This window comes from Candidatus Acididesulfobacter guangdongensis (genome assembly GCA_004195045.1).
Classification (GTDB): Bacteria; SZUA-79; SZUA-79; order Acidulodesulfobacterales; family Acidulodesulfobacteraceae; genus Acididesulfobacter; species Acididesulfobacter guangdongensis.
The window spans coordinates 375,797-395,092 of the sequence record SGBC01000003.1 but is presented as its reverse complement, the minus strand read 5'-3'; the positions used below and the strand labels follow the sequence as shown (position 1 = coordinate 395,092).

Sequence of the window (19,296 nt, the reverse complement as noted above, 5' to 3'; positions counted from 1 at the left end):
CGTTTGTAAACCAAAAAAATATTTTTTAAAATTTCTACATCTAATTAACTTATATTAATCAGATGTAGAATTAATTAGACATAGAGATTTAAAATACATTAAATTTAATACTTAATTAGACATAGAAAGAGTTTTGTCCTCTTGTTTTTTTGCTTTTTTATTTTTTCCGCCTTCAAGGGGATAAAGCTGCCTTCTGTAATATTCATCTTCATTGAGCGCAAGTTTTTCCCCATCTTTTGCTATGATATATTTCCCGTTTCCAAATTCTTCAGACCAGACTTTATCTGCTATCTCCGCATAAGATGACGAATATTTATCCATATCGTCTTTCAAATCTGTTATAATAGACTCGCCGCCCTCCTGCGTTGCTGCCGCATTTCCTTTAGCAACAACCTTTCTTAGAATGTGAGGATGGTCAATTATCATACATGGACGCAGGCGGTTTTTAATTCCCATCTGTTCGCTTCTTATAGCTTTAAAATACATTGAATTTAATACTTCTTCTATAGTTTTATCGAATACGTTATCTGCGGCAAATTGCGCAAATACGCACGGTTCTACTCCGCCGTTGGCATTTATATGCAGATATACCCGTCCTCCGGAAAGGCAGCCGTGAGAAAGTACGCCGTCATTCCAGAAATCGGCAACTACAATCGGTTTAGTTTCTCTTATTTCTGCTACTCTTTTTCTTCTAAAATCTCTCTGTGCTGCCGTAGGCATAAGTTTAACGTCTGGCTCTCTGCCTATAGGTATATAATTAAAATACCATCCTAAAAAGCAGCCCTGCTTAATATAAAAATCGATAAATTCATCGCTTACGATAGTTTCGTTATTAAATCTTGTCGCAGTGGCGGAAAAACCAAAGAGCACACCGTTATCCTTCAGGTAATTCATGGCGGATACTATTTTTTTGAAATGACCTTTTCCGCGTCTTTCATCGGTTTCAGCTTCAAAACCTTCTACACTTATAGCAGGAAAAACATTTCCGAGTTCAGAAAGCGTTTCTGCCATCTTTCCGTCAATTAAAGAAGCATTTGTATATACTTGAAAATAACAGTCGCTGTTCCTTTTAAAAATATCAATCAAATCTTTTCTAACGAACGGTTCTCCGCCGGATATAGTATAAAAAAATATACCGTAGCTCTTACCTTCGTCTATTATCTGATTTATTTTTTCATATGATAATTTATCTTTTTTTGTATAATTGGCTGAATAGCAGCCGTAGCATTTTAAATTACAGTGCATACTTGGGCTTATTACATAAAAAAGCGGCGGATAATAGCCGTTCCTTTCGATAAATGCCTTTCGTCTTTCTCCGCTTAAAAGCAAGAAATTAGATATAAAATTATCCAATATTTTCTTCTTGACATTTGTGGAGAGATAAGGCAGTTTTCTTTTTAAATTGACAAAAATATGGTCAAAAAATATCTTGCCGGCAGGTGCATTGAAATTATTGAATTTATCCGAAAGTTTTACTATCGTTTCGTCTTTCAGACGCGGCACAATATAATTGCTCGCAAGGTATAAACTCTTCTTAATGATATAATTTTTTAACTGATTGTTTTTAGCTAAAGTCTGCTGTCTCATGTTAATGTACCCTCCCCCATTTATTTTAAGTTTGCATAATTTTAATTTTTAATTATAGTAAATTGAAATAAACATTAAATTAAAATAATTACAGCAATAATATAGCTTTATTTATATTATTATTTAGAAAAGTGCACACTTATTTAAATTATAACTCGTGTTTTGCAAAATTTCAATCAATCGGTAAAAATTTTATTATTTTCATATAATCCTTAATCCTGCAATAGAAAGTTATCTACTCGGAAAAGGTGTCCGCGGAAAAGGTGTCAGACACCTTTTACTTCCTTTTACTTTTTACTTATATTTCGCTTAACAGAGCAAAGAAATGCATAAATATTTTCTATTGCAGGATTAAGGTAAAAATTTTATTATTTTCATATAATCTTTAGTATTGATATAAAATTTATAATATAATATAATCTGTAAAAGCGGCGTTCAATTAATGTGCTTACATTAATGAGTTTACATTTTTTTAATGTGTATACGCTGATACAGCACAGTAAATCAGTTGCTGTTATATCGGGGGGTTAGCTCAGATGGCAGAGTGGCGTCTTCGCATGGCGCAGGTCGTGGGTTCGATTCCCATACCCTCCACCAATAAATACAATGGGTTACGGCATTTTATTTTTTTCTGCTCAGTTAAAAACTTGTTCTATCGCTTTTTTAATAATGGAAAGTGTTTGGTCTAAATCGTCTTTTGAATGTGCAGAACTTAAAAACATAGCTTCATACTGCGATGGGGCGGCAAAGATCCCTTCGTTTATCATTATTCCGAAAAATTTCTTAAACTGTCCGGTATTTGTTTCCATTACGTCGCGAAAATTATTGACGTTTCCTTTTTTGAAAAATATTGTCAACAGAGATGATATACTGTTTATCGTAATCTTGTCCTGAAATTTTTTAAGCTCAATCGTTAAATTATTTACTAAATATCTTGCGGCTTCGTTCGCTTTAGAAACCGCATTATCGTTTTCTATCGCCTGCAATGTTGCAATGCCCGCCGCAACGCATATCGGATTACCGGACAGCGTTCCAGCCTGATAAACAGGACCTATCGGCGATAAATATTCCATAATATCTTTCCTTCCGCCGAATGCGCCGATTGGAAGTCCGCCGCCTATTATTTTTCCGAGGCATGTAATGTCAGGTTTTAACTCAAATAATTCCTGTGCTCCTCCCATAGAAACCCTGAAGCCGGTTATTACTTCGTCAAATATTATTAAAGCGTTATTTTCACGCGTAAGTTCGAACAGGGATTTTAAAAATCCTTCATCAGGCAGCACCACTCCCATATTGGCAGCAACAGGCTCAATTATTACCGCTGCAATTTTGCCATTATTTTTTAAAAATAGATTTTTAACGGAGTCTATATCGTTATAGCTTGCAACTAATGTGTCTTTAGAAGTGCACTCGGTAATACCTGCACTGGATGGAACAGATGTCGTTAGTGCTCCTGAACCGGCTTTTACGAGCATAGAATCTGAATGACCGTGATAGCATCCTTCAAATTTTGTAATTTTTTCTTTTCCGGTATAGCCCCGCGCAAGCCTTATGGCGCTCATAACGGCTTCAGTTCCTGAATTAACAAGCCTTAGCATCTCAATTGAAGGAAAATGTTTATTTATTAATTCAGCCAGCACAATTTCATTCTCCGTGGTAGCCCCAAAGCTGAAACCGTTTTCAGAGGTTTTTTTTACAGCATCGACTACCCTTTTGTCGGCATGCCCTAAAAGCATAGGACCGTACGACATTACATAATCTATATATTCCGTATTATTATAATCATAAATTTTACTCCCCTTTGCGCTTTTTATAATTACAGGTTCCATATCAACCGATTTAAAGGCTCTTACCGGGCTGTTAACGCCTCCTGGCATTATTTCGGCAGCCTGTCTTATTAATAATTCAGCGCTTTTTTTGGTATCGTTTTCATTGCTGTTTTTGTTCCTGATGTTATTATTGTTAGTCATTTTTAATCTAATCTCCAAAATTAATTATATTAAGATAACTATTTAATTTTATTATTAATTATTGACAAAATTATTTTAATGAACTAACTTGCCCGCGCAGAATGTGAATTCTCGGCAATATTAGTTAAAATTCGGTTTTATTATTTATTTTTATTTTATTTTTATTATTATTTATTAATTTATTTATTTTATTAAATTTAAAAAATATTTTTAACTTAAAATTTAATTAGCTGCGGACAAATTGATATCCTTAATCTTAAAATCAGTTTCTACATTTATTATTTCCAGAATTTTTAATCCTTCCGGCAGTCTGCTGTTCAGTTTGGCTTTAATTAATTCGTTATAATTTATTAATTGATTATAATTTTTGCTGCCGTTAACTTTTTCTGAGTAATTTTCATTATCATTTTCATTATCATTATATTTATCCTCAAAGATGTTTTTATTTTTATCTTTATTATCACAATTATGAAAATGAGCAGTTATACCTGTATTTATACCGTCAATTATACTTACGGCTTCATTCCAATTGCTTACCGTTGCTAAAATATACATAGAATCGCTTTCAGACATAAATGGGATCGGATTTGAAAAACTTACCTTAGGCTTAGGACTGAATTTTGATTCTGAATAAGAAATTTTAACATTGAACATACGTAACGCCCGCAATAATATTTTAATTGTTTCCAGATGTCCTAAATATTTCATGCCGCTTCTTTTTGAATAGCGTATAAGTATCTTAGAATCGTTTCGTTTTGCTGAAATAGCCTCTGCTGTACCGGTAATAGCAGATTTATTATTATCCGAATTATTATCCGAAAAATTATATTTTTCACCGGCTGTTATATCTTGAACGTCGTTATAATTTACATATTCATCTTCATCAGTGTTTTTATTATTTTTTGATTTAGTCGAATATACGGGCTGAACTATTTTAAAATCGCATACGCCGCAGAGATGGCATACTTTTCTGCAGTTTTCTGTAATATAACCGTATGTTTTTTTATCTTTTTTATCATTTATGATGTTTATATTCGCATTTAAATTTTTGTTATAGTTATAGTCATAGTTACGGCTATAGTTGCCGATACCATTATTTAAATTTTCATTATGGTTATAGCCGTTGTTATTGTTGTTGTTATTATTATTGTTGTTATTATTGTTGCTATCGTTATTATTGTCGTTGTTATTATTATTAAAATTGCAGCTTTCGCCGTAAATCGTTATCCTGTTTAATTCAAAAGATTTTTTAAATTCAGATTTCAAATATTCCTTTTCAACCATTATGTCTATAAAATCCCAAGGCAAGGTTTCTCCTAAATCTTTCTGAATATAGAGATAGTTATGCAATAATTCATTATAGCTGAGATTATCTGCTGTGCCGAATGATTTTAAGGCATCCGTCCACGCTTTAAAATTAAAATATTTTCTTTCGCTGTCAAATTTTGCGCCGTTTAGATATGCCTGATAAATTATCTTTGATGTGAATCTATCGCCTCTAGAAATAAGTCCTTCAATAAAACTTACCTTAGGGTCCTGATATTTAAAAATAACATTTAAAGGTTTCAATAAATGTTTAAGATAATTTATTTTAAAGTTAAGTTCTTCTTCGGTATTCATAGGATGCCACTGGAACGGCGTATGAGGTTTAGGGACAAAATTGTTTACGTTGACGGTCACGTTCAACTGTTTTGATATTTTCTTAATTTTTAATATTAAATCTTTTATACCTTCGATATCTGAAAGTCTTTCATATGGTAATCCGAGCATGAAATAAAGTTTTAATTTGTTAAAACCTTTTGCAGCTAAATGCTTCACCTCAAAGAGCAGGTCTTCTTCTGAAATATTTTTATTTATTATTTTGCGCAGTCTTTCCGTACCGGCTTCCGGCGCAAGCGTAAAATTAGTTTTTTTAATCTCTGAAGTTTTTTGCAGTATATTTTCGCTTAAACTGCCGATTCTCATAGAAGGGAATGAAAAAGAAATTAATTTTTCATTGGTATATTCCGACAAATTATTTATTAAGGATTCAATATCGGAATAATCTCCGGTCGAAAGCGACGACAACGAAATCTCTTCAAAGCCTGTTTTATCTATCCCATTCTTTATAATATCTGCAATAGTTTCTTTTTTTCTTTCTCTCACAGGTCTATAAATATACCCTGCCTGACAGAATCTGCAACCGGACGAACAGCCTCTCGCAATTTCAACCGAAAACCTGTTGTGGACGGTTTCGATTGCCGGAACTAACGGATTATTAATGTAATTTATAGAATTTAAATCATATATTATCGATTTTTTTATTTTATTTGATATTCCTGGAACATAAACGCCGCTTATTTCAGAAATTTTTTCTTTTGTATATTGCCTTAGATTTTTAGATTCAGCTGAATATTTACTGTCACGATTATGATGATACTGATTATTCTGATTATTATCATCATCATTACTGTTATCATAAGAATGATAATTATTATCGTTGCTATTATGAGTTTTCTGATTTTTTATAATACATATTTCTTTCTTAATAATATTAATATGTTGTTTTTTGACATCTATAACCGTTTTGCATATTTCTTTAACAACATTTTCTCCGTCGCCTATAATAAAAAAATCTATGAAGTCATTTAGCGGCAGCGGGTTAAAAGCGCATGGACCGCCCGCTCCGACAAAAGGGTCGGTAATATCTCTCAAATTTGACATTATCGGAATATCGGACAGCTCAAGCATATATAATATATTTGTATAAGACAATTCATATTGTAAAGAAAACCCTATTATGTCAAAATTTTTTATAGGTTCTTTTGATTCTAATGAAAAAAGCGGAAGTTTATGCTCAACCAACTTGGCAATCATATCCGGGTACGGCAGATAAACACGCTCGCATGCGATATTATCCTGTGAATTTAATATATCGTATATTATCTCCATACCTATATGGCTCATTCCCAATTCGTAAAAATCAGGAAAAGCGATAGCATATTTAAGCTCGGCAAGACTAAAATCTTTTTTTGAGATGTTGCTTTCAATTCCTATGTATCTTGAGGGTTTTTGAACATAAGGCAGAATTTTTTCTTCTAAAGTCTTTTTTATCAGGTAAGTATCCTTGAAAAATTTGTTCATATAAAATAAAATTGTTTTATTAATTGATTAATTGCACCTCAATATTATACAATAAAGAAATGTGTAAATATATATAAAAAATTTGTCAAAGATTAACTATATGTAATTTATACGAAAATATATGTAAGGTAGATGCAATTTAGTTAGGATAGTTAGAATAGGATAGTTTAGATAGTTAGTTAGGTTAGATAAATAAATAGTTAGTTAGATAGATAAATAAATAGTTAGTTAGATAGATAGAATAGCTAATGAAGCGTTAGATAATATAATGACATTGATATTAAATTCAATAAACTAAAAATAATTCAAAGCAAACAAATAAAAATAAAAGTAAAAACAAAATAAAAGTAAACAAAAAAAATAATTAAACTCATTCAAAATTAAAAGGTCGGCATAAAATATGAACAATACTATTCAGCTTATCGCAGTTGCAGCAATTCCAGTGCTGCTGGCTATTATACTTCACGAAGTTTCTCACGGTTATGTAGCTCATTTGTTCGGTGACGACACGGCAAAAAATGCAGGCAGACTCACCCTTAACCCGATTAAACATATTGACCCTTTTGGAACTATTTTGCTGCCTATTCTCCTAATTATAATAGGTTCTCCTTTTCTATTCGGCTACGCAAAGCCGGTTCCCGTGAATTTCAATGCGTTAAGAAATCCAAAAAAAGATACTGCTTTTGTAGCGGCGGCGGGCCCTGCAACAAATTTTCTTTTGGCGATTATTTCGTTTATATTATTAAAAATAATTCTGTTCAATTATCCAGTAATGAATTTATATCTGTTTGAATTTTTACATACCTTTAAATTTCAAAATGTTTCAAATACGGGCATTTTTTTTAAAGACTTTATCTATCCCGTCACCTTCATGCTTTTTATAAGTATTATGATCAATGTTATTTTAGGTATTTTTAATTTGATACCTATTCCTCCTTTAGACGGAGGCAGAGTCGCCGTCAGTATACTTCCTGAGCCGCTTTCTTCTTCGCTTAGCAAAATTGAACCGTTTGGAATTTTTGTTATATTGATTTTATTATTAATAGACCCGTATAATTTCTTTATAGCAGGATTTAATTTTATCGTGAATAACCTAATTTTAAGAAATATTTAAATTTAAAATTGGAAAATAAAAGGTTCAATGCCGGCAGCATTACAGATGCAGAAAACAACAGCGGCGGTGATGATTATATCGTTGCAGATAAAGGAAATAACCTCGTAAACAGCGGTAAAACAGAAAAATACACTCCAAACACGGTTAAATTGGAATTTTTTGAAGGACCGTTAGACCTTCTTTTATCTCTAATAAAAAAGAAAAAAATAAATATTTACGACATTCCTATAAAAGAAATAACTGAAGATTACCTGAATGCTATAGGAATGGATGAAAGCAGATTTAAATCGGATAATAGCGGCCATAACGGAGCAGCGCTTAATTATGCAGGCATTAATATTGATATCGGAGGCGACTTTATCGTAATGGCAGCTCATCTCATATATATAAAATCATTAATGCTGCTCCCTAAAATTATTTTATCAGATGAATCATCTTCTGAAAACGGAATAAACGACGCTGACCCGAGACATGAACTTGCAAATATGCTTATTGAATATCAAAAAGTTAAAGAAATTGCTTATTATCTTGATAATAAGCCTATCTTAGGCAGAGATGTGTTTAATATTAATATCAGTAATAATGCAAGCGTGAATATAAATAATGATAATGATAACAATAGCGGCATCTGCGCCAAATCCGGCAGTTTTTTATTTGAAGCCAATGTATATGCGCTTTCTAAGGCATTTTACAGTATAGCTAAAGAAGCAGAAACAAGAATTGACTCTTATGAATTAAAAAAAACGAAATTTTCTATAAAAGAGAAAATAATTGAAATAGTAAATATACTGCAGGATTTAAAAATAATAAAATTCTCAGAACTTATATTCGTCTGCTGCAATGATGAACCCAAAGATAATAGCGGCTGCCTCGAAAAAGAGAAATCCAAACTCATTTCTGAAATCGGCTGCAATGACGGACACATCGGCAATAACGGCTGCATTAACAGCGGCAGCATTTACGGCAGGAATAAAGAATTGTTTATAATATATTTTCTATCAATATTAGAAATGTCAAGACTTGCAATAATAAGAATAGACCAGGAAGAATATTTCGGAGAAATTTATATATCGTTATCCGATGAAGATGAATTATTAAACTACAAATTAAAAATTGAAAATATCAGCTAGGTAAATAAGCGGCAATATATAAAATAAATAAACTAAACAAACAAATAATAATATTTTTCAGATATTTATTATTCTAATTGTGTTATTCCTTTTTCTATAATTTCAGCCTGCCGATAATATCGTCCAATCTTCCGGGAACACCCATTTTAGTTACCGGCGGATGCTTGGCATTCCGTTTTTGAAATGCGTGAAGAATTATCATAGTACGATTAATTACGACATATACAATCCTATGATTTCTTTTGAATCTGTCGGCTAATTTAATTTTCCAGAATTTATCCCTCATATGTTTTATTTTTACCGTTCTGACTTCCGGGAATTCTTTAACGAACATATCGATAGAATCATAAATCTGCTTTTTTGTGTTGTCATCCAGCGATTCAATGTATTTCAATACCGGACTTACGCCGTTTTCAGGAGAATAATATATCACTTTTTCTACTTTCATTTTGCGTCGGCCGACTTATGTTTATAAGCAATTATAAAATAACTATTTATTTGTTCGTGCGTTATTTGTTCTTAAGGCAGATTTTTTAAAAGCGCCGATAGTTATTTTGCCTTTTTCGTCTGTATGTTTCGTATGCATATTATTCTTAAGTATTATTTCTCCGCGCTTTTTTTCCTTATCCCCGCTGATATTGCTTCTGCTATTTTTATTGCCTTCCTTATACCCGTCTTTATATTTATTTTGAAATTTTTTGCCGTTTTTAAACTCTTCAGGATTTTTATAATAAATCTTATTTTTTGCATTTACAGATGTTGAACTTGCAGATATTAAACCGGATGCTGCTTTTCTTTGTTTCGGCTCTGCCGTATTTACCGTTTCAGTTTCTTTTTTAAATACAAGTTCCGCAACATTTTTCTTTATTATTTTAAATTCGCCGGAGCGCAGATCTCCGATTGGAAGACCGCCTACTTTAATCCTTCTCAATAAAATAATTTCTAAATTAAGGAATTCAAGAATTTTTCTTATTTCTCTATTTTTTCCATTTTTTAAATCAATCAATAAAATATATTTATTTAAATTTTTTTTAACAACTTTTACGCTATGGGGCTTTAACAGACCGTCATCTTTTAAAAATACCCCTTTTTTAATTTTACTGAATATTTCGGGTGTAATATCACCCTTAACTTCGACTATGTACGATTTTATAACATTAAATTTCGGATGCGTCACCTTATATGCAAAATCTCCGTCATTTGTCATAAGCAACAGACCTTCGCTCATAAAATCCAATCTGCCGACAGGAAAAACAAACTTGGCTATTTCAGGTTTGTCTATTAAATCCATAACCGTTCTAAAACCTTTTTCTGATTTTCTGGAACTGAGAAACGCTTTCGGTTTATTAATCATCAGATAAATAAAATCTTTACCGGACGCTCCTATGCGTTTTTCGTCAAGCAGCACGATATCTTCACCGGACACGTTTGTTGCCAGCTGACTAATTTTTTTACCGTTTACGTTAGCTCTGCCTTCTCTTATTATTTCATCGGCTGCGCGTCTGGAAACTCCGGTATGCATGGCTATAAATTTATTTAATCTTACACCTTGCTTCATGTTGTCATTATTATAACTTTTCAATTATTGTTTTCCTCTAACTTTATTGCTGTTTTATAATTTGATTTACAGCATTAGTTAATAATATTCTCTCTCTTTTAGCTATGATACTAATAACTTCATTGCTATTTTATAATTTAATTTACAAGCTTCCTATTAACATGTTTTTATGTTTATTATTATACACTAAAACTTTTATAATTTTAACCATTAAAACATTATTTTTAGCATTTACAGGTTTATAGTAATATTCTAAAAAAACATTTCTATCGATATGACCAAAATTTCCGGTTCTTGAATCTATAAATTTTTTGGCTTTGTTTTCACTTACTTTAATAAAATTAAATTTTCCCGCATTAATATTGTCAACGGTTAAATTTTTAAACAGATAATAAATATTGCCGTGTATCGACCTTATGAAATCTATGTTTCTATCTGTTTTCATACCGTTTTGGATTTTTCGTCTTGAACCGTAATATCTTAAATAAAAACCGTGTTTTTTAAAATTATAATTGCCTATACCCGCTTTAATATATTCTTTAAAATAACCGACTTGCGAGATATAATTCAATAATTTCTTGAATCTTGCCTTATCTTTATAATATAATTTTTGCCATAAGAAGGCGTTAAACCGGTCATGCTTATATTTTGCAGGATTAACAATCTTAATATAATCGGTAATAATTTTTTTAGTCAAAGGTTCGTTTGAATATTTTACGTATAAAGCGTAAATAATAGGGTCTGAGGCATAAACAGCGCCTGAGTATTGTAGTTTATTGCCGTCTGTCTTTTGTTTAACGGTTTGATAATCGGCAGCATTAGCCGGCTTTGTAAAAAATAAACTGAAACCTGATACAAATGTAAAAAGAAACAAACCTGAAATTAAAGAAATTGCGGAAACAGAAAATTTATTATTCATAATCAACACCTGCTTATTTTTTTAAATTTTATTATTAAATTTAAATTATATTACATTATAAAATATATAAAATAAGATTATATTTCTTAATTGCATTATATGATTTTAATATAATATAATTTTATTATAACATCAATAAAAAATTTTAGTGAGCTGCAATATAATAAATCAACAGTAGGTGCATAGCATATATTCTTTATAAATAATTGCAAATAAAATATATAAAAGCCTTAATTATATACATTATACACTGCCTATATTGAGCTTAACCAATTTTTTATTGAGTAAAATATGAACTGAAAATTTTAATCTGCTAAGCAGTTTTAGTTTATATTTTTTATTTACTTTAAATACCGCAACATTTCTGATAATTTTATAAGGCATATATTGTTTATTATGCGGCTGTTGATTCATTATCATAATTTCCCTTACGCCTGTCGGATTATATCCGCTAAAAAAATTGCCTCCGGTTTCTAAAAACAGATAAACATTTCTGATAAAAAACTTTCTGTCCGTCGTGTTTGTCAGCTGATATTGCAGATAATAAATTTTTCCTATGCGGCTTAATGAGTTGATTGTTAATACTATCCCTTTTTTTCTTATTTTTTTATTAATTTTAATTTTATTTACGGATAAAACAATATTTAAAATTTCTTTTTTCTGTTTTTTTATATCTGAGCGTTCTTTATCAAGCAAATTTAATTTTTTAGAATATTTCTCTTTTATAATATCTTCGTCTTTTTTAATTTTAGTTTTTATATAATTAGTTACAAAAACATTATTGACCCTCTGCGTTAGATTTAAATCGTAAGTAACATACTTTGGTTTGGTAATTTTTAAAAGAACATTAATCAGACCGTATTTAGTCAATATTTCAAGATTTGTATTAATTTTACTATTATAAGTCATCGGTTTAATAAATATTTGCTTTCCTACAATCTGTTCCGAAAAATCTGATGCGCTGCCAATAGCAACATTTAGCGGGATACATGGAAGCGTTATAATGCTTACGTAGCCTAATGCGGTATTCAGCTTATAGATTATATCGGATTTTATGGCAAGCCTATGTGTATATAATCTATTTTTAAAGCTGTATTTTACTAAACTTGAATAAGGCTGAGCATTCGCGGCATCACAGCGCATATGAAAATAAAAAGCAGATGAAACCGATAAAATAAATAGGAAAAAATAAAAATTTAAAAATTGCCGCATCGGCAGAAATGCATCGCGATTATTTTTAATTCTTTCAATTCCTTGAATTCTTGATGTTCTTGTGATTTTTGTATTTTCCAATTTAGTTATCCTCTTTATTATTGTTCTTTAAATTTTCTAATTTATCGTGCATTTTAAGTTTTGCGCCTGTGACTTTTATTTCAAAAATTATTACATATAAACCGTAAATGCCGCTGAAAAATAAATATAAGTTAATTAAATATAGAACGGATACGGCTGTAAAGTGTTCAAACGCGTAATTTGCAAATATATAAAAACAATTTATATAATATTTAAATTTATCGTTTGAAAAATAAAATAAAGCAAATAAACCTGAAACACAAAGAAAAGCAATTTCCAGTATGTCAAGCTCATCATCATTATTATATTTTCTGGAATTGTTCATATAAAATCAAGCTTATCCTCATTGTTATATTTTCTGGAATTATTCATATAAAATAAATTAAATAAATATATTAACTATTAGTCAAACTTCACCGCTTCTATTATTCTAAAATTATAACTCATTGATATTATTACATTTTATTTTTTATTTTGTAATCTCTATAAACGTTTTTATTGCCGCCATAAATATAGTATAATATCAATATGCTGCCGATGCTGCCGGTAATTATGATGAAGTCGGGTTAATAAGCCGATTCATATGTTTATGTCATTAATATTAGCGATTTTTATCAAAATACCCTTTGTATTTAGAATAATAATAAGGATGAAGATATGCTACGCCGGGTCCTTTAATGCCTTTATCGGAATAAATTCTGTATATTGCCTGATTAAGTTTAAGATTTGCAAAGTCATCGGTATCAAATGCCGGCATTTTTTCCATTGTTTTGCTTGTACCCTGCGATAGCGTATTATCATCGGACAATAAACCGCCTATATAAGAGTTAAATCTGGCGCTGTCGTCCTGTTCTGTTATATTTTCGGTAATTTTTGCTTTAAATTCTTTATCGCATATTTTTGAAGCTTTTTCTCTTGAATAATCATCGCTCAAAGAAAGCCAAACGGAAGACCTGATATTTCCTATAAGCGAATTAAGCTTCTCTTCAGAGCCAAGTTTTAATTTTAATGAACTGTAACTTTGCGTTAGCATTATATTAATGGCTTTAGATTGTCTGCATCTCGCGAAAAATTCGCCGTCGGATTCAATGTCTCCAGATGTCACATAGTTCTGATATTCGTCGCAGAGAAAAAGCACCGGTCTTGCCGTATTAATCTTATTATTTATTACGGCATTATATACCCTGTTAAGAACAGTTCTGAAATAATCAAGCTTGAGCATAATTCCTATAGCGCGTCCGGTCAATCCGTATTGAGATTCCGGCATCCTCAGAATAATTATTTTGCCTTTATTTATTACTTCTTGAAAACCCGGAAAATTCAAATCTTTTTCAGGGGCGCAGAATGTTTTCTTATATAACGGTTTTATAAAATCTGAACAGACTCTTAACGATTCGCTTTTTATTATCCCTTTAGTTCTTTCATCAAGATTTTTATAATCGCTGCCTGAAAAATAATCTATATACATGAGCAGGTTGCCTTCGTCGGATTCATTTATTTTTTTTAAATCAATTAATTTTTTTGAATAATTAATAATATTAAGCAGTTTTTCCTCGTCGGATATAATTTCATAAACGGCATCAAGCGTCACATATTTAAAGGTTATTCTTAAAAGCCCTATTGCACTGGCTAATAAATTAATAGATTTGTCTTTCCAGAAACTATCCTGTCTCCCGTCGTTAGAATTTAAATTTTCTAAAACCGAATATAATCTTTCCGCAATTATAGAAACATCCAAATTTGGATAATGTATCGGATTGTAGAAATATCCAGAACCAGGTTCTATAATAATTGTATCGGAAGACCTCCCGTAATTTTTTATTATATCTGTTGCGGTTTTCCAGAAATCGCCTTTAACATCCAGAATTAACGCGCCTATCCTTTTATCTTCTTCATTTTTGTTGCAATTCAGCAGCTGGTCTAAAAATGGATATGCGCATGAACTGGTTTTGCCGGTACCTGTTGAACCGATTATTATAAGTCCTGTATATAACCCGTCTTCGTTTAGCGTCAGCCAGTCGTATTTTTCTTTTCTGCTCCCGTCTTTATTATGTATCTCGCCGATTACTAATTTAAATTCATTTTCTTTAACAGGCCATAAATATATATTGTTATTCTGCGCAGCTTTTTTTATTTTTTTCTTTTTTGCCGGTTTTAAATAAATATATTTGTTGTAGATTATGCTTGAAAGCGAATAAGCTGAAAAAAACCACATGGTCAAAGGCAAAAATATTAAGACTAATTTTACGTCGTTAAAATAATAGAAATAATAATTTAAATTTTTATTAGAAAAAAAACCTGAGAAGACAAACAAATAAGAAATTTCTATGACAAATATAAAAAATGAAATAATAAGTTTGAATGCCAAAATTTTATTTTTATTCATTTAGTTTTACGCGAAAGCGTACAGATGCTTATTAATTATGCTTTTAACCGTTCTTATATCCGAATAGTATGTCCACATAGACGACTCTATGGCTCTTATATCATTTTCAGAAGCATACAATCTATCTTCAAGCAGCGCTTTTGCTTTTATAATTTTCACCGTATCGCGCCATCTCCGGTCGGAAACTATTACCTGTCTGTTTTTTAATTCTTCCCTGATGCTGAAAATTAAATTATAAATATGTTCCTCTATATTTATTTTCCGTGAAGCTATGATTATTTTTTTCAGTTCCTCCAATGTTAAATTTATATTATTAGGTGAATATTCTTCGCCGAGTTTCAGCAGATTTTTAAAATTATCTTCGCCTGCTATCGGCAGCACTTCTTTTCTTAATAAAAATCTGTCATATAAAGGCAATAAATTAGAAGAAACAGTCCTGTCGGGCTTTTCATTAGAAGTTGCAAATAAACTGATAAGCGGTATATTTGCAGGTTCCGGGTTATATAATATTCTTTCGTTCATTATTGATAATAGCGAATTAAGCGTTGAAGTTTTGCCCTTGAAAAATTCGTCTATAAGCACAATTTCACATTTATCTATACCATTGCCTTTATTTAACGGATTATCAGACAATAAATCATTTATTTCCGTATGCGGGGTCATTTGATAATCAAACAATTTCATTCCTTTTATATGTTTTATTAAACCTTTTAATATTGCAGTCTTAGCAAGCCCGGGTTCGCCTATAAGAATCATATGCTGTTTGGCGATAATTGAAATTAAAATAGCTTCTATAAGTTCATATCGTTCAAAAAAATATGCATCAAGATTTCCTATTATAGAAATTATTCTTTCCCTTGCACTGTTAATATCACTAATATCACTGTTAATATCTGAATTTAAAAATCCGTTCATAGCAGTTTTATTTAAAAAATGATAAATTAATAATTAATTAATTAATTAATTGATTGATATGCACTGCCCTCAAAAATATAATTTTTATCGGTGTTCCTTCAGGTAAAGTAATCGTTGTCTGCTGCGCTGATGACGCCATTGAATCTAACCCGTTTTGAGCCTGATTTAATTCATTCTGCGCAACATTTTGTCTTATCTGGTTTTGAAAAGTATAAGGATTAGAAGAATTTACGGCAGAGCCTCCCCCTGCAAACATTGCTGCTGCGCCTACTACACCCTGAGCTAACGATGTCAGCGCATTTGCTGCATAATGACGATGAACATTCCCCTTTACGCCTCCCGAGCCGTTAGGCATCATAGCTATAGCGTTAATATTCAGAGATGAACCATCGGTTTTGATTATTCTGTTAAAATGTATATTGAGTCTGTTTATAGAATGTTTTATGCTGACCATTCCGAAAAATTTATCGCCTTTTTTTAAAAATTGTTTATTTTTGTAATAATATGTGTTTGATAAAATTGCTATTACCGGAACCTCTGTGTTATAGGAAAATATCTTATATTTTATATACGCGTTGACGACTGTTCCTATGGGTATCGCCGCTTTTATCGAATTATTTAGGACATTTTTATAATTAATTCCTTTTTCGCCTTTTTTTTGATAAAGGTTAAAACCGCCGGTCATTATATTATTTTTAAACCGTGTATTGTTTTTTAATCCTCTTTCGCTGTTCAAAATTAATTTTTCATAACTTTGTTTAATAAAAACAACTATTTTTTTATTTATAGGCAATAAATTTTTTTTGACTGTTCTGTTTTTATTCCGCCGATGTTCATTATTTTTCAATTTTTTTAACATTTCCATTTCTCTATAAAATTTTTTACTCAATTTTCCGTTATGTTCAGCCGGTTTGTCTGTTTTATTGCTAGAACCGTAATTAAAAATACGCGGAGAAAATCTTTTTTTATAATTGATAATTTTATTTTTATATCCGATTGCTTTTTCTGTTTTATTATTATGTTTCTGTTCAGACCCGTTAAAATATAAAAACTTAAACATAATAAAAAGCGCTATAATTATTCCTGATATAATTATTAATCCGTTAAATGATTTTAAAAATGTAAATTTACCTCTTTTATTTTTTAAATCCGGTGTAGAATTATATATATTACTGCCTGCTGTCATATCTTCAGCTGTTGAACTTTCCTGTGCTGCATTTAATGATATATGTTTATTATTATCTGCTGCCGTATCTTCATCTTCTGCTGCCGAAACGCGATCTGAGGCTGAGGATATGCTGCGTGCGGCATTGATATCATTATTATCATTATCGTCGTAATTATGCTCATCGCAATTACTATTGTAATTGTCGCCGTAATTGCCATCATTGCAGCTGTCATTACAGTTATCGCCGCATTCCTTATTTGTTCTATTCAGCTGCTCTTCATAATTTAGCTGTTCCTCGGAGATAATATGAGGGTTATCTAATTCATCATCCATTTTATTACTACTCAGCCCCGCCTAATTTTAACGTGTTAAAATATACTACTTCCAAACCGAAAGGATATTGAATGCTTCTTTTTACTCTTTTTAATATTAACTTATCTTCGTAAGCGGCGCTGCTTTCAATATTTGAATTTGAATTAGATATTACCGTTCTTATTATGTAAAGTTTTAATTCATCATGATTCACCGTCTGTCTTGTGAGTTTAATTTTCTTATATTTAATCACGGAAGAAATATTAGCCTTTTCCATTTTTTGTATAAACTTTTCTCTTATAATCATCTTTAGCGTATTTTCTCCATAAGATTTGCTCATTTTATTTAATGCTCTTGAAAGCTGCGTTTTAATAGTTATAGAATTAAATCCGGTAAATTCCCTTATAAAAGTTTTTGAAAAATAGACTGTTTCGCCCATGCCGACCCTGTTATTAAAAGGCAAATCTCTTAATATCTTTGCGCTGCCTGCTTCAGAAACCCTTATAACAACCGGAACTCTGTTGATTTTATAAGTAAAATAAGCAGTAAAAAGAGCAATGGAAGTAATGATAGTCATCAATACTATTACAATTTTTAAAGTATTATTCTGGGCATTAAGGTCGCCCCATATTTCATAAAAGAATCTATTTTCATTTTTTTTGTTATCAAGATGCAATTGCTTTACCTGCCGCTGTTATAGTTTGTTTTATGCTGGAATGATATCTGTCGCCTAATCCGTCAAAAATCTTTCCTATTAAAAATGGTACTGAAACTGAAATTGATATCATTACCACAAAAATAACAATATCTTCCGCAAAAGTGAATAGCCCTAATATTTGACCTAATCCTGTTCCTGTCGATTGCATATTTGCGGACATTATTTTTCCTAACATAGTAAAAAAAATTAATTGCTCAAGACCGGTCATCACACCCCAGAATGAAATTTCAACAAAGAGTTTCAGCCATTTCGAAAAAACTCCTTTAGTATAAGGGATTGTTTCAAATCCTATAATTATCGGAAATATTGAAAACAATAATCCTAGTATAACAAGCTGTATTAACGCCATAAAAAGCTGAATTCCCACGTATAAGATATTAAAAATAAACCAGAATATTCCCATTAAAACCGCGCCTGTCAGTGCATGCAGAGCGCCGGCAAACCACGACACCGGATTAAGATTCCATCCTTTTTGCACGGAAGCCGTTCCGTTTGATGATATTGTAGGCAGCGATACCGAATGAAGACTTTTAACTATTGACGAATTTATCTGCGATACATTCTGACCTATACTGTATATATTTAGCTTAATGATATAAAGCTGAATTTTATCGGCTAACGATAAAATATCCTGGGCAAAATTTGATAAACCTGCTGATTTCCATGATAAAAAACCAATTGCTATTAAGACGGTTTTAAGGAATAGACCATAATAATTTGCAGATTGTCCTGTTAATTCCAATTTGTAAGATTCCCATAAAGAAAATACAATACCGGAAGCAAATAAAAAATAAAACAGATAAGTCGTCAGCTGCACCAGGCTAGAGTTTTTATTCAATGCATCGGGAATTGAATCTATCGACAGAATAGTCAAATCTTCCCCGTTGTTTAATTTTGAAATGGACAGCGATGACGAATTCAATTTAGCGCTATTTAAATTAGAACCGGAGTTAGAAACAGAGCTTGTTCCTGAACTGCCGCCGGCTGTCAAAGCCATTGCGCTTCCGGTATTTAAAAATTCTGCCGTTAAAAAACATACGGAGGTTAGCATGAAAATTAAGATATATTTTTTTATCATAATATTCTTTGATATTTATTGTTTA

The 19,296-nt window shown here is 31.1% G+C and carries 15 protein-coding genes and 1 tRNA gene; 3 read left to right on the top strand and 13 right to left on the bottom strand.

Features of this window, described 5'->3' with window-relative positions; all coding sequences use genetic code 11:
- Nucleotides 1-111 precede the first annotated feature (111 nt).
- Nucleotides 112-1,587, bottom strand: coding sequence for a radical SAM protein (locus tag EVJ46_08130; GenBank protein ID RZD16145.1), 1,476 nt, complete (start codon nucleotides 1,585-1,587; stop codon nucleotides 112-114).
- 521 nt (nucleotides 1,588-2,108) lie between these two features.
- On the opposite strand from EVJ46_08130, the gene EVJ46_08125 reads away from it, so the two are divergent.
- Nucleotides 2,109-2,184, top strand: a tRNA-Ala gene (locus EVJ46_08125).
- Nucleotides 2,185-2,222: 38 nt separating this feature from the next.
- Here EVJ46_08125 and hemL read toward each other — a convergent pair.
- Both hemL and EVJ46_08115 read right to left on the bottom strand, forming a co-directional pair.
- Nucleotides 2,223-3,557, bottom strand: a complete 1,335-nt coding sequence (hemL, locus tag EVJ46_08120; protein RZD16144.1) for a glutamate-1-semialdehyde-2,1-aminomutase — start codon at nucleotides 3,555-3,557, stop codon at nucleotides 2,223-2,225.
- A gap of 222 nt (nucleotides 3,558-3,779) precedes the next feature.
- Entirely contained in the window at nucleotides 3,780-6,680 is a 2,901-nt protein-coding gene (locus EVJ46_08115; GenBank protein ID RZD16143.1) for a DUF2344 domain-containing protein, read from the bottom strand.
- A 400-nt stretch (nucleotides 6,681-7,080) separates the two neighbouring features.
- On the opposite strand from EVJ46_08115, the gene EVJ46_08110 reads away from it, so the two are divergent.
- Together EVJ46_08110 and EVJ46_08105 are read left to right on the top strand one after the other, a co-directional pair.
- Nucleotides 7,081-7,794: a site-2 protease family protein gene (locus tag EVJ46_08110; GenBank protein ID RZD16142.1), complete on the top strand. Its 714-nt coding sequence runs from the start codon at nucleotides 7,081-7,083 to the stop codon at nucleotides 7,792-7,794.
- Nucleotides 7,795-7,802: 8 nt separating this feature from the next.
- Nucleotides 7,803-8,924 (top strand): hypothetical protein, encoded by a 1,122-nt coding sequence (locus EVJ46_08105; protein ID RZD16141.1) that lies wholly within the window; start codon nucleotides 7,803-7,805, stop codon nucleotides 8,922-8,924.
- Between the two features lie 94 nt (nucleotides 8,925-9,018).
- On the opposite strand, the gene EVJ46_08100 is transcribed toward EVJ46_08105, so the two are convergent.
- From EVJ46_08100 to EVJ46_08055, 10 genes are all read right to left on the bottom strand, one after another.
- Nucleotides 9,019-9,372, bottom strand: a complete 354-nt coding sequence (locus EVJ46_08100; GenBank protein ID RZD16140.1) for a hypothetical protein — start codon at nucleotides 9,370-9,372, stop codon at nucleotides 9,019-9,021.
- Nucleotides 9,373-9,414: 42 nt separating this feature from the next.
- On the bottom strand, nucleotides 9,415-10,506 hold the full coding sequence (locus tag EVJ46_08095; GenBank protein RZD16139.1) for an rRNA pseudouridine synthase: 1,092 nt from the start codon (nucleotides 10,504-10,506) through the stop codon (nucleotides 9,415-9,417).
- 118 nt (nucleotides 10,507-10,624) lie between these two features.
- Nucleotides 10,625-11,401 (bottom strand): DUF4852 domain-containing protein, encoded by a 777-nt coding sequence (locus EVJ46_08090; protein RZD16138.1) that lies wholly within the window; start codon nucleotides 11,399-11,401, stop codon nucleotides 10,625-10,627.
- A 243-nt stretch (nucleotides 11,402-11,644) separates the two neighbouring features.
- The gene (locus tag EVJ46_08085; GenBank protein RZD16137.1) at nucleotides 11,645-12,694 is read right to left on the bottom strand and encodes a hypothetical protein; all 1,050 of its coding nucleotides are present in this window, start codon (nucleotides 12,692-12,694) and stop codon (nucleotides 11,645-11,647) included.
- Between the two features lies 1 nt (nucleotide 12,695).
- The gene (locus EVJ46_08080; protein RZD16136.1) at nucleotides 12,696-13,019 is read right to left on the bottom strand and encodes a hypothetical protein; all 324 of its coding nucleotides are present in this window, start codon (nucleotides 13,017-13,019) and stop codon (nucleotides 12,696-12,698) included.
- Between the two features lie 276 nt (nucleotides 13,020-13,295).
- Entirely contained in the window at nucleotides 13,296-15,080 is a 1,785-nt protein-coding gene (locus EVJ46_08075) for a hypothetical protein (protein RZD16135.1), read from the bottom strand.
- A 6-nt stretch (nucleotides 15,081-15,086) separates the two neighbouring features.
- Nucleotides 15,087-15,995, bottom strand: coding sequence for a MoxR family ATPase (locus EVJ46_08070; GenBank protein ID RZD16134.1), 909 nt, complete (start codon nucleotides 15,993-15,995; stop codon nucleotides 15,087-15,089).
- Between the two features lie 37 nt (nucleotides 15,996-16,032).
- Nucleotides 16,033-17,496, bottom strand: a complete 1,464-nt coding sequence (locus tag EVJ46_08065; protein RZD16133.1) for a hypothetical protein — start codon at nucleotides 17,494-17,496, stop codon at nucleotides 16,033-16,035.
- 7 nt (nucleotides 17,497-17,503) lie between these two features.
- Entirely contained in the window at nucleotides 17,504-18,151 is a 648-nt protein-coding gene (locus tag EVJ46_08060) for a hypothetical protein (protein RZD16132.1), read from the bottom strand.
- Nucleotides 18,141-19,271 carry a hypothetical protein gene (locus tag EVJ46_08055; GenBank protein RZD16131.1) on the bottom strand — a complete coding sequence of 377 codons (1,131 nt, stop codon included), beginning with the start codon at nucleotides 19,269-19,271 and terminating at the stop codon, nucleotides 18,141-18,143. Before EVJ46_08055 ends, EVJ46_08060 begins: the two co-directional genes overlap by 11 nt.
- Nucleotides 19,272-19,296 lie beyond the last annotated feature (25 nt).